Source organism: Williamsia muralis NBRC 105860 (genome assembly GCF_001598915.1).
Taxonomy (GTDB): domain Bacteria; phylum Actinomycetota; class Actinomycetes; order Mycobacteriales; family Mycobacteriaceae; genus Williamsia; species Williamsia muralis.
The window spans coordinates 171361-186046 of record NZ_BDAP01000002.1; the positions used below are offsets into that span (position 1 = coordinate 171361).

At 63.6% G+C, this 14686-nt stretch carries 14 protein-coding genes; 7 read left to right on the forward strand and 7 right to left on the reverse strand.

Annotated features, from left to right (window positions below; translation table 11 throughout):
• The first annotated feature begins 177 nt into the window (after positions 1-177).
• Together WIMU1_RS07570 and WIMU1_RS26375 are read left to right on the forward strand one after the other, a co-directional pair.
• Entirely contained in the window at positions 178-1425 is a 1248-nt protein-coding gene (locus WIMU1_RS07570; RefSeq protein ID WP_062797421.1) for an MFS transporter, read from the forward strand.
• 442 nt (positions 1426-1867) lie between these two features.
• Positions 1868-2497 carry a GGDEF domain-containing protein gene (locus WIMU1_RS26375; RefSeq protein WP_169805137.1) on the forward strand — a complete coding sequence of 210 codons (630 nt, stop codon included), beginning with the start codon at positions 1868-1870 and terminating at the stop codon, positions 2495-2497.
• A gap of 37 nt (positions 2498-2534) precedes the next feature.
• Here WIMU1_RS26375 and WIMU1_RS07580 read toward each other — a convergent pair whose 3' ends face one another.
• Complete coding sequence (locus WIMU1_RS07580) at positions 2535-3068, reverse strand: hypothetical protein (protein WP_120802579.1); 534 nt, start codon at positions 3066-3068, stop codon at positions 2535-2537.
• A gap of 334 nt (positions 3069-3402) precedes the next feature.
• Here WIMU1_RS07580 and WIMU1_RS07590 point away from each other — a divergent pair, with 334 nt between their 5' ends.
• Positions 3403-5004 (forward strand): alkaline phosphatase D family protein, encoded by a 1602-nt coding sequence (locus tag WIMU1_RS07590; RefSeq protein ID WP_062797423.1) that lies wholly within the window; start codon positions 3403-3405, stop codon positions 5002-5004.
• 209 nt (positions 5005-5213) lie between these two features.
• Positions 5214-5642 (forward strand): (R)-mandelonitrile lyase, encoded by a 429-nt coding sequence (locus WIMU1_RS07595; RefSeq protein ID WP_062796188.1) that lies wholly within the window; start codon positions 5214-5216, stop codon positions 5640-5642.
• 23 nt (positions 5643-5665) lie between these two features.
• Here the strand turns inward: WIMU1_RS07595 and WIMU1_RS07600 are convergent, their stop codons facing one another.
• From WIMU1_RS07600 to WIMU1_RS07610, 3 genes are all read right to left on the reverse strand, one after another.
• The gene (locus WIMU1_RS07600) at positions 5666-6916 is read right to left on the reverse strand and encodes a lipase family protein (RefSeq protein WP_062796189.1); all 1251 of its coding nucleotides are present in this window, start codon (positions 6914-6916) and stop codon (positions 5666-5668) included.
• A gap of 128 nt (positions 6917-7044) precedes the next feature.
• On the reverse strand, positions 7045-8631 hold the full coding sequence (locus WIMU1_RS07605; RefSeq protein ID WP_062796191.1) for a GMC oxidoreductase: 1587 nt from the start codon (positions 8629-8631) through the stop codon (positions 7045-7047).
• Positions 8632-8757: 126 nt separating this feature from the next.
• Entirely contained in the window at positions 8758-9306 is a 549-nt protein-coding gene (locus WIMU1_RS07610; RefSeq protein WP_062796193.1) for a TetR/AcrR family transcriptional regulator, read from the reverse strand.
• A 135-nt stretch (positions 9307-9441) separates the two neighbouring features.
• On the opposite strand from WIMU1_RS07610, the gene WIMU1_RS07615 reads away from it, so the two are divergent.
• Entirely contained in the window at positions 9442-9849 is a 408-nt protein-coding gene (locus WIMU1_RS07615; RefSeq protein ID WP_062796195.1) for a VOC family protein, read from the forward strand.
• 20 nt (positions 9850-9869) lie between these two features.
• Here the strand turns inward: WIMU1_RS07615 and WIMU1_RS07620 are convergent, their stop codons facing one another.
• The 3 genes from WIMU1_RS07620 to WIMU1_RS07630 form a co-directional block, all read right to left on the reverse strand.
• The gene (locus WIMU1_RS07620) at positions 9870-10733 is read right to left on the reverse strand and encodes a DUF2189 domain-containing protein (RefSeq protein WP_062796197.1); all 864 of its coding nucleotides are present in this window, start codon (positions 10731-10733) and stop codon (positions 9870-9872) included.
• A 93-nt stretch (positions 10734-10826) separates the two neighbouring features.
• Positions 10827-12203, reverse strand: a complete 1377-nt coding sequence (locus WIMU1_RS07625; RefSeq protein ID WP_062796199.1) for a DUF2252 domain-containing protein — start codon at positions 12201-12203, stop codon at positions 10827-10829.
• Between the two features lie 19 nt (positions 12204-12222).
• Entirely contained in the window at positions 12223-13449 is a 1227-nt protein-coding gene (locus tag WIMU1_RS07630; RefSeq protein ID WP_062796201.1) for an EAL domain-containing protein, read from the reverse strand.
• Between the two features lie 164 nt (positions 13450-13613).
• Between WIMU1_RS07630 and dps the strand changes: the two genes are divergently transcribed.
• Together dps and WIMU1_RS07640 are read left to right on the forward strand one after the other, a co-directional pair.
• Positions 13614-14150, forward strand: coding sequence for a DNA starvation/stationary phase protection protein Dps (gene dps, locus WIMU1_RS07635; protein ID WP_023958495.1), 537 nt, complete (start codon positions 13614-13616; stop codon positions 14148-14150).
• A 159-nt stretch (positions 14151-14309) separates the two neighbouring features.
• Positions 14310-14684: a nuclear transport factor 2 family protein gene (locus WIMU1_RS07640; protein WP_081729770.1), complete on the forward strand. Its 375-nt coding sequence runs from the start codon at positions 14310-14312 to the stop codon at positions 14682-14684.
• The last annotated feature ends 2 nt before the right edge of the window (positions 14685-14686 follow it).

Here is a 14686-nt window from a genome sequence, read left to right on the forward strand (position 1 = left end):
TGTCCCGGGTGTTCCTCCGACGCCAGTGGCGCATCAGCGGTCCTTGGTTGTTACCTAGGCTACCGAGTGCGTACCCCTGAATGGCTGTGCGCACGCGACCGGTGTGGACTGAGGGCATCGCGGTGACGGCGGTCGCTCGGTGGGTCGCAGATGAGCGAGTACAGCGAAGGAGGAACGGTGCGCGCCTGGCTGGTCTGGTCGGTGGGACTGCTGGCGTACGTCGTCGCCGTTCTGGACCGGACAACTCTAGGTGTTTCCGGCCTCGACGCCGCCGACAGGTTCTCGGCGAGCCCCAGTGTGCTCTCCACCTTTGTGGTGTTGCAGGTGATCGTCTACGCGAGCATGCAGATCCCGGCCGGTCTGCTACTCGATCGATACGGCAGCCGGGCGTTGATCGTGACGGGCGCGCTGATCATGGCCGTCGGCCAGATGACCCTGGCCCTCACCGAGGCCCTTCCTGCCGCCATCATCGCCCGCGCATTGGTCGGGGCGGGCGACGCGTTCACCTTCATCTCGGTTCTGCGGCTGGTGCCACGGTGGTTCACGCCCAAGCGGGTACCGCTGGTGACCCAGTTGACCGGCATCCTCGGCCAACTCGGCCAGGTGCTGTCGGCGGTCCCGTTCCTTGCCCTGCTGAACGGGCCGGGCTGGACGGCCGCGTACTCCTCGGCTGTCGCGCTCGGCCTTCTCACCGCCGTGCTGGCCCTGGCTTTTGTGCGCGACGCGCCCCCCGGCACCGACGCCACCACCGAGTCGGTATCGGTGAGGGAGACACTGCGCAGTATCAAGACGGTGTGGTCGCGCCCGGGAACCAGGCTGGGCTTCTTCAGCCATATGGGCACCCAGTTCTCCATCACCGTCTTCGCGTTGATGTGGGGTATCCCGTATCTGACAACGGGACAGAACCTTTCGGCGGGTGCAGCGGGCGCACTGCTGAGCGCTTCGGTGGTGTCGATCATCGGTGCCGGCATCATCATCGGCTTGCTCACCGGTCGATTCCCGGCCCGACGCTCCTGGCTTGTCCTGGGAATCATGGGTAGCAATGCGGCCATCTGGACTGTGGTGCTGGCATTGCCGGCACCCGCACCCACGTGGCTCTTGGTGATTCTCGTGGTGGTCATCTCGGTGGGCGGGCCAGGATCGGTGGTCGGTTTCGACTTCGCGCGTACCTTCAATCCCAGCAAGAGCCTCGGGACCGCACAGGGCATGGTCAACATGGGTGGCTTCCTGGTGTCGCTGATCGTGATGCAGGTGATGGGAATCATCATCGGGGCGATGGGCGGCTACTCGTTCGACTCGTTCCGGGTGGCATGGACGGTGCAATACGCCGTCTGGCTGATCGCTACCGTCGGTATCTTGAGCACTCGTCGCAAGGCCGTTCGCGAGATGGAACGCGAGAAACGCGCGCAGCTCGAGGAGTATTAGTCGGCCAGTGCGCAGGGATCGGCGTGCGCCCATCTACGTTGGGGTCACGACACCCACCGGACATGCTCACTTGATGAGTCAGCGAGAAGGGCCGATGATGACCCGAAACAACCGCCCACGCGGCCTGCACAGCGTGCCTACCAACGCGGACCGGCAGGGCGTTGAGGCCGTCATCGATGCGCTGCCGATCGGTGCGGTCGTTCTGTCGCAAAATGGGCTTCTGCAACTCGCCAATGACGTGGCAAGCAACTTGTTCGATCTCGATGAACGCCAGGTCGACGATATGTCGTTTCCGGACGGGTTCGGGATATCGTTTCACGACACCCATGGGGAAGTCGTTGAGTCGCAGTCTATTTCAAGTTACCGCGCCGATCACGGCGACATAATAGACACTGCGACAGTCTCTTTCGAGAATCTCATCGGTCAGACGGTGTGGCTTGAAGTGTCCCGAGCTGACCTCCGGCTGGACGATCCCGAATGCTCGGTGTTGTTGTCTTTCCGCGACATCACGGAACTTCATCTCTCGCGGAAACGTTTGTTCGCCGGCGACGTGAACGATCAGCTGACCGGGCTTCCCAGGTTGCCCGCCGTCCTCGAGCACCTCGCCTCGCTGCTCGAGTCTGCGCCCGACGATGTCGGCCGCAGCAACGTTGTGATGGTCATCAATTTCGACAAGCTGAGAGAACTCAACGCCTCATTGGGCCACCTACGCGGCGACGAGGCCCTCGCCGAGACCGCTCAACGCCTACGCGACAGCCTTCCCCAGCCTCATCTGCTGGGTCGGGTCGTCGGTGCAGAGTTCATCGCAGTTCTCCAAGGAGTGGATCAGGACTTCGTCGACGACGTCTCCGATTCCATCCACCTGGCGTTGACCGAACCGGTGGTCGTCGAAGAGACTGCTGTCCGGTTGCGGGCCAGTGTGGGAATCACCCACATATCACCACACGACGAACGCAGCCCAGAGGAGATCGTCAGCTCCGCGGACACCGCAATGTACGTCGCCCGCAACAAGGGCGGCGGCCACACCGTTGACTTCGGCTCCCTGCAAATTCGAGATGTCCTAGAAGACTGATCCTTCAAGCGTGGAGCCTGGCGTGCGGAGGTTGTCGTCAGAGACCGGCTGTTCGATAAGTCGGTGGAAAGCGGAACCCCATCACTGCGACCAGGGTGGAAACGCAGACAATCCCGACGTACGGCACCTGTGCCAAGTCTCGAGCAGCCAGAACAAAGGAGACGATGAAGAGCAGCAGCCCGACGACCGTACCGACGTAGGCACTGAACACCACTCGGAACCATCTGTCCCGTGACGCCCTCCGCTCACCGTCGCCGGAGGCTCTGAGGAAGAGCGCGCCAGTGCCAACGATGATCAGGGCCGCGATCGCCCCAGCCGGCACCGCCATGATCGCCCCGACGACGGCGCCCACGATCGTCGTCGAAGTGACTGCGCCAACGTAACCACCGGCCAAGGTTGCCAAAAAGAGGGAAGAGAGCCACACCGTGCGAAGCCAATTCGTGGGCAGTTGCTGCTTCTCGGTGCGGCCTGAGGCGGGATGGGTCTCCCGCGAAGCTAGACCCGCATCCCCCAGGCTCCCCATTCTGTGATCGTCGCACATGTAACGCGTGCAGTTGAGTGAGAAGATCACGAGATGCTCACGAATCGCTCGACTTTTGCGCCGTGGTTCTTTCTCATCGTTGCAGGGCTTGCCGGGCTACTCGGCAGCGGCGACCTGTCTGCCCGCGACACAGGCAACAGAGTATTTGTCTGGCTCATTGCTGCGGCTGTGGTCACCGCCATCCAAAACGTCAGGCCGATGTCTCGCGAGCAGTCAGATGATAGGCAAATCAGCGATAAGCGGTAGTCGACGATCCACCCAGGTTGTTTCGAGGAATGGAGTTGACCCCGACGAAACCTTACGTTTGCCGGCCGTGGGTGTTCTGTTTCGATTCGCGTCTTTCGGGGTCGACAACCTGTGGGGTATGCCTGAGACGAATCCCATGTTGAACCGCCGTACGCTGCTGCGCGCCGGCGCCATCGGCGCTCTGCTCATCCCGGCCGGAAGTGCACTTGCGGCATGTGGCGGGTCCGGATCGGCAACGTCACCGTCGTCGAGCGGACTGGCGGTGCCACGCCCGCGGCTCACCCACGGAATCGCAAGCGGAGATCCGCGCGCCGATGGCGCCCTCATCTGGGCGCGTTCCGACACCCCAGCGACGATGTTTGTCGAGACATCCGCAACCGAGTCTTTCACGAATACAAAGCAATTCACCGGGCCGATGCTCACGCCGGCGTCGGACGGAACCGGACGTGTGCGACTCACCGGTCTCGAGCCCGGCCAGACAGTCCACTACCGCGTAATCCTCGAAGGAGAAAGCGGCGCTCGGTCCGAGCCCCTGACCGGTGTGTTCACCACGGTGCCGGCTCGACCGGGAACGTTGCGCTTCGCTTGGTCGGGAGATGTTGTGGGGCAAGGCTGGGGCATCAACGAAAGCATGGGAGGTATGGCCATTTTCGGCGCGATTGCTGATCTGAGGCCCGACTTCTTCCTGCACTCCGGTGACGCGATCTACGCGGATGGTCCGGTCGCGGAGTCTCAAAAGCAAAACAACGGTGGCACGTATGTGAACGTGACAACGGACGCGAAATCGCATGTGGCCGAGACGCTCGACGATTTCCGGGGCAACTACGCATACAACCTGACCGACTCCCACTACCGTAGGTTTGCCGCGAACGTCCCGCAGATTGTTCAATGGGACGACCACGAGGTGGTCAACAACTGGTTCCCCGGGGAGTCCCTCGCCGGGCAGGATCGCAAGGGCTACACCGAAACCGATGTGGACACACTCGCTGGTTTCGCCGCGCAAGCCTGGCAGGAGTGGCAGCCCGTCCAACCCAGTGAAGCCGTCGACGGACGTCTGTACCGCAAGATTGCCTACGGTCCGGACTTGGACGTCTTTGTCCTCGACATGCGTAGCTACAAAGATCCGAATCCGAACGCATGGAGCCCGAACAGCCCGGAGGGTGTCCTCGGGGCCAAGCAGACGCAGTGGCTCATCAACGGATTGACGACGTCCTCGGCGACGTGGAAGGTCGTGGCGAACGACCTGCCCTTGTCGATCGTCGTGCCTGACAAGGCAACAGATCCCGTTGTAGGGCCGAAATCGATGGAAGGTGTTGCGCAGGGCGATAATGGCCAACCTCTTGGCCGTGAGATCGCCTTCTCCAGAGTCCTGTCCCAGACCAAGAACGTCCCCAACATCGTTTATCTGACCGCCGATGTGCACTACACCGCCGCCATCTCGTATGAGCCGAGCCGGGCCGGGTTCACCGACTTTGCGCCCTTCTGGGAGTTCGTGTCGGGTCCACTGAATGCCGGGGCGTTCCCGGAAAGCCCGCTCGATGGAACGTTCGGTGCCCGATACGAGTTCGTGCATGCGCCGACGGAAGCGAATGTCTCACCGGCTGAGGGCTTTCAGCACTTCGGCGAGGTGACCATCAACCCCGAAGATCGCACCTTCACGGTGAACTTACGTGACGCGAAGGGTGTCAGTCTCTACTCGAAGGTGCTGACGGCACGGTGACGCGGGGTGCGTTCCGGCAATGACAGCGCCGTGTCACAGTGTCAGAGGTACTTTGGTGGCGCGGGTTCGGTGTTGATGGTGTACACGGCCGAACCCGGTTCGCCCAGTTCCGAGCGTCTTCGGCTACTCGGATCGTGGGCTGCGGAGCACAGCCAGGCCAAGCCGTCACAGACGTAGAACATTGTCGATCAATTGATTCGGGAGTTCACATGCAGATAGTCCGCAGTTCGGTTTCGACCACCAAGGGGCCCAGCGACTGGTTCACCGGCGATGTCTACATCGACGCCGTGGCCGCTGCGCCGGCACCATCGCGGGTGTCGGCCAACCTGGTGCATTTCATGCCCGGGGCGCGAACGCACTGGCACCGTCACCCTTTGAGTCAGACCGTGTTCGTCACCGAGGGAATCGGGTTGTGCCAGCGCCGAGGTGGACCAGTCGAGATCATCAGACCAGGTGACCGGGTCCTGTTCGAGGCCGATGAAGAGCACTGGCACGGGGCCGCGCCCAACCGGCTGATGGTCCACCTCGCCATCAACGAGAGCAGCGAAGAGTACGACGCCGTCCAATGGCTCGCACCCGTCACAGACGAGCAGTACAACCAGGAACCGGCCACCGCGGACCTGCCTGGCTCACGCTGAAGAATATCCCGCAACGGGCCTGGTCAGTTGAAGGTGCAACCGGTGACGGGCTTGTTCGCAAACCGATCCATGAGGTAGTCGACGGCGCCACCCGTTCCGAGACCGTCGATGAGATCGGGCCCGAAGTGGTTGGGCAACACCAAGCCCGGGGTGATGGGCGGCAGCTGGTTGGTGCGGAACGTGACGTCGGCGCCCTTCTCACACCACTCGCCGGCGAGCTGCCGCGCCTGCTCGTACGGGATGGTGTCGTCGTTGATGCCGCTGGTCACGAACACCGGACTCGCCGGCGCCAGCGTGCCGATGCGTTGTTCCTCGAAGATGGGAGCAGCTTCGGGAATGGTGTCGAGGTTCTCGAGTAGAGACTTGCCGTCCCTTGTGAGCGAGCTGGTGCGCAAGAACGGTTGCTGGAAGATCACATCACCGATGCACTCGGTTCCCAGCCGATCCAGCATTGCCTGTCCCGCAGGCGTTGTGCGCTCGGCGAGAGGCTTCTTCAGCGCGGGATGACGTGCGACGAAGCCGTTGATTGCGAAGCCGATGACACCTCCGATCAGATTGCCGTCGACCTTCGCCAGAACGTCGAGGAGATCCGCCGGGGGTGCGCCTGCCCAGGTGCCCTTGAGGTTGAGCTCGGGCGCGTCGGTCGGCTGCAGTTCGGCCGCGGCCGCCGATGCCCCACCACCTTGGGAGTAGCCCCAGAAAGCTATCGGTGTGCGAGAGCCGGTACCGCTGAGTGCGTTTGCCGCTCGGGCAGCATCGATCATCGCGTGGGCTTCCTCGACGCGGTTGACGTATGTGTGGACGCCCGGAGTGCCCAGCCCCACGTAATCGGTGACGAACACCCTTGCGCCCAGGGCATTCCAGCGTGCGGCCGACAACGCTTCTTGGTTCGCGGAGAAGGAAAGAGGGTCGGTCTGTGCAATCAACCCTGTGGCGAATGCTCGCGACGGTGCGCATTGATCGCCTTGACCCATGGTGCCCGGGCCGATGACGACGGTCGGCCGCTCTCCCTCGCCTTGCCACGGCTGGGTCGAGTCGATGAAGGTGCCGCTGACCGGCGTCGGCTCACCGTTCTCCAGACGCGAGGTGTAGAGGACGCGGCTTGCAGAACCCGGCCACGGGCCGTTCACACCCGGGATCGACACCAGTAGGGGCATAGATTCGGTTCGGATCACCGAACCCGGAGTGGTCGGGTACTCGGCGGGCATGCCGTAGAAGTCCGAGGACGGGGCAGCCGACGCAGACGGAGCCGCGCCGACGGCGGCAGCCGTCATCACCGAGACACTCAGCGCCAGTATGGCGAAGCGAACTCGCCTGGCGGCCCCGCTGCGCGTGGAAAGGGTGTGTAGCAACGTGATTCCTGACTATGAAAGGGATTCGCCGACCGCTGGCGATCGTGGACTCAGATGACCGTACCGACTTCGGTGGTGACGAGATGATCGAGTGCCCGTTCAGCCACGGCAGCGATGGTCATCGACGGGTTGCATGCCGCCGAGTTGCCGGGCATCAGCGCACCGTCGAGAACGTAAAGACCGCGTTGCCCGTGCACGCGACCCTCGAGGTCGCACACCGGGCCCATGCTGGCTCCACCGAGCGGATGCCAGGTGGAAGGGAAGAACTCGTTGGTGTCGGTGAGGATGCCGCCAGGTCCCGCGATCTTGCGCACCGTAGGGCCGATATGGCGGTTCTGGATCTCTGCGTCACTGTCGGTGGGCCACCGCAGGATTGCGTCGTCACGGTCGGAGTCGTAGTGGAAGCGGCCGCGTCCGGTGCTCACCCCGTAACCCACCATCATCGTGCTGCGGGCATCGAAGGACAGCGGCGGCACCGACGCCTGGATCACGGTGTGCGCGGCGTTCGGGTCGGACCAGTTCTTGCTGCCGTAGATGACCGGCCCACCTTGCGGCGCCCCGAACTCGGTCTCCAGATTGGTCCATACGTAGATGCGGTCGGCGTTGCTGCCCCAGTTGCCGCCGAGGTCGTCGGGCATGTCGGGTATCTGTCCCTTTGCCGCGGCGCGCATCAGCAATTTGGAGGTGTTCATGCTGCCGGCGGCCATCACGAGTGCGTTGGTGGTCAAGATCTTGTTCTCGAGAACGTTTCCGGCCGAATCGATCCGGTCGACATAGACCCGCCAACGGCCTTCGGGTGTCCGCTCGACATCGGTGACGTGGTGCTGCGTGTGCACGGCAACCCGCCCGGTCGCTTCGGCCGCAGCGATATAGGTGACGTCGACCGAGTGTTTTCCGCCGTTGTTCACGCCGAGTGCGCCGTCGCCGTTGGTGTACGAGGGCTTCATCTTTCCGCGCAACTCGTCGAGGGCAAAGTTCCAGTCGATCGGCATCGGGATCTTTGACACCGGCAAGCCCGCTTCGCGAACGCTCTTGGCGAACACCCGCGCGGCCCGGTAGTTGGGGGTGCCGATCAGCTCGTCAGGTGCAACCGCGAGCCGGAGCATCCTGGCGACACGGGGGTAGTGGACCCGATTCATGGTCGCCCAGTCGAGTTCCTGGGGGAAGTGTGTGTTGAACACCGATTCGTCGGGTTGCAGGGTCATGCCCTGATAGACCAGGGACCCGCCGCCGACACCGGCCGCACACAGCGCGGTCATGTTCTCGCCGGGCACCGCCTCGAGCAGTCCGACGTAGGGCTCGAACACGGCGGGCTTGCCGAACAGTTGGGGCGCAGACCGGTACCACAGAATGCGCTTGTCGGGCGTGGTGGCTCTGGGGAATGTCTCCGAGTTCGGACCTGTCGCCCAGCGCCTTCCGCGTTCGAGCACCGTCACCGGCACACCCGCTTCGGCCAGGCGCAGTGCGGCGACACCGCCACCGAATCCCGAGCCGATGACGATCGCCCGATGGTCTTCACGGACCACCGGGGTGCGCTTTCGCGGCGTGGGATTTCCGTGGGCGATTGCCGGACTCGCGATAGCGGCTCCGACCACGGCAGCGCCGGTCAGGAAGGAACGGCGGTCGAACGCGGACATAGATCCCCCGAATCACGAGCTGGACAAACCCCGAATGCCCTGGCCGACGCAAGTGGTGACCGTTCTGCAGGCGTGGTCAAAACTAGACAGTCACGCGCCAATGTGTCAAGAATTACACTCGGGCCATCAAGTGGGATCCAACGCAGGACGAAGCCACATGGTGAGGAATTGGCGTAGATCATCGTCGGAGTGGACGGCGTCGCTGTCGAACAGCACCACCGACAATCCGAGGCGCAGAGCTATCTCGACGATGTTGTCGAGGTTTTCCGCGACGTGGGGATCTCGCGCCGCCAACGGCGAGAGAAACTCGCGGGTAACCGGTTTCGCGCGCGACATCATGCCGGTGTCGAACACGGGGTTGCCCTGCTGTGCTTGCAGCAGCAGAGCGAGTAGGGGGTCGTCGCGTACCGCGGATCGTCCGGCCACGATGAGTTCGACAACATAGGCGATCGAGGTGTCGATGGTGTCCACCCGGGCGTGGATGTCTCCCAGCACGTGGACGGTGAGATCGGCGATCGCCGAAGACACCAGTTCCTCACGGGACCCGAAGATGGAGTAGACCGTCTGGCGTGACACCCCCGCGGCATGCGCGACAGCAGCGATGTTGACGCCGTCGAACCCCTGCTCGGCGATGAGCGCACGAGTGGCTTCGAGGATCTTGTGCCGCGACCGCATATCCGACATTATCGCCCCACGCTGCACAAATCTGTCGGACCCGGCTCCCGGAATCGAAACAGGCTGAGAAGCAAACGGATACGCGGCTAGTCTGGGCGACAACACCGATGTCAGGGCTGCAAGGAGACTTCAATCGTGTTCACCGAGCTGTTCCCCATCCTGTCCAGCCGAGACCTCGATCGCCTCGTCGCCTTCTATCAACAGGCATGCGATGCCCAACTGGACTACCGGTTTCCGGAAGAAGGGCCCGCGGGTTACGCGAGTCTGCAGATCGGGAAGTCGTCCTTCGGGATCGGATCAGACCCCTCAGCGCCGGAGACACCCAGTCGGGGAGCGCTGTGGCTGTACGCGGAGAGCTGTGAAGAAGGGTTCGAAGCCCTGGTGTCTGCGGGTGCCACGGTTGTCAGTCCGCCCACCGACATGCCCTGGGGCGAGCGGGTCGCAGACGTGACCGACCCTGACGGCAACCTGATCCATGTGGGCCAGCGACCCGAACCCGCCGAAGACCCGGAACCCACTGAGCTGCAAGGTCATCCGACCTGATCAGTGGGCTCCGGATGCACTCACGCTACCGGTGATACCGGACCGCCGGTGAGCACGCGGTACGCGTAGGTGCTTGCGATGAGCGTGACCGGAATGGTCAACAGCAGGCCGACCAAGCACAGGATCGCGCCGAGGACGTTGAGCCCAAAACAGGCCAGCGCCAACAGGAGCAGTGATCCGATGTTCTTCGACGTCAGCTCGAAGCTCGACTTGATCGCGGTGAAGGCGTCTTGATTGCGATCGATCGCGAAAGTCAGTGCGTACCAGGTCAAATACAAGACGATGAGGCCGGGAATGATCAGCAGGATGAACCCGACGACGGTCGCCACGCCCACCAGGACCGCGATGATGAACACCGCGCTGAGATTGCGGAAGTTGAAGAAAGCGCCGATCGACGGCCGGTTACCGTCGAGCTCGGCAAGAGCTCCGTTGGTGAACGCGGCACGGAACAGCGTGCTGACGATGAACGACAGCACGGTCCCGATCACACTGAGCGCGGCCCCACCACCGGACAACTCATTCTGGAAATCAAAGCCGGAGAACGCGAACTGGACAAACCAGCTGGCCACCAGGGACAGCAGGCAGATCGCGATCCAGGCGCCGGCATTTGCCTTGTATTTGGACCATCCGTAACTCAGAGCTGAGCCGACCGATAGTTGCGGTGGTCCGAAGCCGGCAGGCCCGGGGTAGCCACCCTGAGCGGAGTACTGATCCATCGGAGGAGGTGGCGGCGGGAAGCCGCCTTGAGGCGAAAAGCCCTGGCCGGGCGGTGGATAGTTCTGGCCGCCGGGTGGGGGATACTGCCCGGCCGGCGGCTCTGGCTGACCCGAACCCTTCCCGAGGGGGACATTGGGTTCGTTCTCGCGCGGTGGGTACTCGGTCATGGCCTGCTCCTACGTCGGTGCGGCTGGTCGATTTTGCACACTGTTCTGACCAAAGCCCGTATGTAGGTGCGGTGTCAAGTAATACGCGTGGTGTTAGCCGAGCTGTGCCTCAATCGTTCCCGCAGCGACAGCGGCGACCAGTTCACCGTGGTCGCGTTCGGTCTGGTCGGCGTAGTTCACCGCGAACGCCGCGATGTCCTTGTCGATCACCTTGCCACCGCCGAAGTAGCCGGCCAGCAGGCGCGGGTCGACCGACCGCGAGTGAGCTCGCGCCAGCAATCCGCCCGCCAGGCGCCCGTAGTCGTCGAGCAGACTGCCCTTGAGGGTGGTGGGGTCGATGTCGCCTTTGAGGTTTCGGAACTGTCGGACGATGAACGGGATCCCACCGATCGTCGTCCAGCCGAGCAGGATATCGGTCTCTGCCTGAACCATCCGTGCGCCGTTGACTATGCGCCGGCCCTCGTGCCGGGGAGTGTCGGCTGCAACGTAGGGGGCCAACGCCGATGACTTTGCCTGTTTCACCTGCATCACAAGGTCTTCCGAGCGATTACCGTGCAGCAAGGCCACGTAGTTCCGAAGGCCCACGCTGCCGGTGCCCACTATCCGGAAAGCCACATCGGACACCGCGAATCGGGCGATCAGGTTCCGTCGCGACTCGCGAAGCGTGTCGACGTAGTCCGTCAGGCCGTCGATGACCGCATCGGCGGTGGCGGTGTCCACCCGGGTGAGGTTCGGCGGGTCGGCGACGAACCGGTGCCGCTGGATTCCGGTGGCAGGGTCATCGACCTGTTGCGTCCACTTCGCCACCACCTTCTCGCTCGTGTTCTTCATCGCCTTGTCTGCGGCAGCCTCGAAGCTGTCCAGCAGAGAGTCGGCTTTGACCTGATCCAGAACCGAGACGTCGGGGATCACTGACCACGACCGCAGAAAAGGCGCGTCGGCGAGCTTCTTCATCGTCTTGCGATACGACTTCACGGCGTCCTCCGCGGCTTCGCGACAGCCGGATTCCGAGACCCCGCCCTGCCGGCCCGCGAGCACCAAACTCGCCGAAAGGCGCTTGAGGTCCCACTCCCACGGCCCCGGGATGGTCTCGTCGAAGTCGTTGATGTCCATCACGATCTTGCCGTCGGGGGTTCCGTACAACCCGAAATTGGCGGCGTGCGCATCGCCACACAATTGTGCGGCCAGCCCGCTGTCGGGTGTACCGGCCAGGTCGGCCGCCATCAAACCGGCTGCGCCGCGGAAGAAGGAGAACGGGGACGCGGTCATCCGCCCGATGCGCAGCGGGATGAGTTCGGGCATCCGGCCTTCATTGCTGGCAGCGATGTATTCGAGCACGCCGGGTCGATCCGCGGCTGCGGCGCGGTGAGCGTGTGCACCGGGTGCAAGGTCCTCGCGCAATCGACGTCCCTGCTCGAGGACATCATCTGCGCGCACGAACCGGCGCAGGTCGATCGTCTGTTTGGCCATGCCGGCGCCCTCCGTCGAATCAGTCAGCCACTCGCGGTGAGGTGAATCGGGCGAGGATGGCGTGCGCCGCACGGGATGCGAGGTCACGGTTGTAACTCTGGACCACGTCGAAGGTGCGATCGAGGTCGGGGACCGGTTCGTGCCGGTCGCGCGCGGACAGGAGTGCCGAGGCGTGCGGGCCGAGAACCACCACCGTCCACTCGTTGACGAGGTCATCATCCGGGTCGAGCGGAGCGTGCTGGACGTTCCCGTCGAGCATCTGCGGCAGGCCGACGCCGTACACGCCGGCGAAACCGGCTTTGTCGGCCAGGGAACGCCAACGCCGTGCCGTCGCCGGTGTGAACTGCCGAGCCTCCTGAAAGGTCCCCAGCACCAGGGTTCCCGGGCCGGCGGCCGCAGCCTGGGTCTCCAGGGCCTTGCTCATCTCGATCAGCAGGCGTTTGTCGCCGGGGCGGGGAACGTGACTCGCACTGACGATGGCGTACGGGGTGGTCGCCGAATCATCATCTGCGGGGCCGGCCGCGGTGTCACGTGGCGGCAGTGCAGCCACCGGCTCGTCGGCGAAAAGCGCCGGGCTGTGCGCAGCCGGGAACAGGGCTCCCATGCCGTGGGTGGCTCCGACCGTCTGCGCCGCCACCCGCAGCGCCTCGGTGTCGACACCTTCGGCGATGACCAGAGCTCCGGTCCGTTCGGCGTGGGCGGCCAGTGCGTGGGCCAGCCCGGCGATCTCTGGATCGCGGGTGCGGGCCAGCAACTCCGCAGGGGTGAAGATCACGTCGGGTTCGATAAGCCACAGCAGGGTCAACGCGCGATCATCGAGCCCCAATCGGTCCACGCAGATCAGACGACCCGCGGCACGGGCCGCAGCGACCTCGTCCAACACGGAGCGGGGCCGGCGGAAGGTCTCGCCGGGGTCCACGGAAAGAAGCAGGTGGTGCTCGGGCGGGGCCGCGAACGCGAGGTGAGCGGGCGACTGCAGATCAACGGTCGCGAAGATGGGCACGGTGGTCTTGGCCGGGTCCGCGTTGAAAAATGAAAGCTTGCGACCGTCGACGACGTCGGTCTGCTGCATCATCCGCGCAGCGCGGCGCAGCGATTTCGGGGTGTTCAGGGCGGTGTCCCCGCGTCCAAGGACCTGTAGTTCCACAGCGACCAGCGCATCGTCGGCGAGCCGGCGAATGGGTGCGTAATGCGGTACGAGTTCGAGTCCCTCGAAGATCTCGTCCGACTCAGAGGTCGAGGTCACCGGTTGCCACTGTCAAGCACTTGCGTTCGATCATCAACCAAGCCAACCACACGGTAGGCCCAGGTGTACCCGCACCCGTTACCGAACCGTTATGACAAGGTCGCAGTTCGGTCTCGGCGGCACGGTCGGGTTTGAGATCTGGGTCGGCAGGGCAAACTGCGGTCATGACTTTCACCGCGCCTGGCCTCTCTGATGACGCCACAAAGAAACTGGTCTCTGTCCTGCAGGAACGTCTCAGCGCGTTCAACGACCTTCATCTGACTCTGAAGCACATCCACTGGAACGTCGTCGGTGCCAACTTCATCGGCGTTCACGAAATGATCGATCCCCAGGTCGAACTCGCCCGCGGCTACGCCGACACGCTCGCCGAGCGCATCGCGACCCTGGGTGGCTCACCGAAGGGCACCGCCAAGGCGATCGAAGAGGATCGGTCCTGGAACGACTACTCGGTCGGCCGCGACACGGTGCAGGCCCACCTCGGCGCCCTCGACCTCGTCTACGTCGGCGTGATCACCTCGCAGCGTGAGGCCATTGCCGTTGCAGGCGAGATCGATCCGGTCACCGAGGACATCCTGATCGGCCAGACTGCGGAACTCGAGAAGTTCCAGTGGTTCGTCCGTGCGCACCTCGAGAATGCCTCGGGAGAGCTGGCGAATGCCGGCGCAAGCACGGAACAGGGCGCAGCCGACCAGAGTCGCTGACCCGCTCACCACACCATCGAAGTCATCTCGAGGTGCTCACCCATTGCGGGTGAGCACCTCTTGGCTTTGGTGGGTGTTTGAACCTTTCCGGGACTCAGCTGGACATCACGGGTAACGTCCTCGAACTAGAACATGTTCTAGTCGATGAGGGAGATGCACATGCCGAGTGTCGAGGAAATCAAAAAGGTCGTCGAGTCCTACGTGGACCTGGTGGCGAACGGCAAGCCAGAGCAGGTCGCCGATCTGTACGCAGAGGGCGCAACGGTCGAAGACCCGATCGGCGCCGACGTGCGCAGCACGCGCGAATCGATCGTGGAGTTCTATGGCGTGATCGCTGCGATGGACAAGACCACCGCTGAGCTGCATTGGTCCAAGATTGCTGGCGACACGGCAGTATTCGAGTTCACCCTCATCACCGAGGCCGGCGGCTCCGCGTTCAAGATCACGCCCGTGGACATCATGGTCTTCGATGACAACTGCAAGATCACCAGCATGCGTGCGGTGTGGAGCCAGGAAGACCTCCAGCAGGTCTAGTC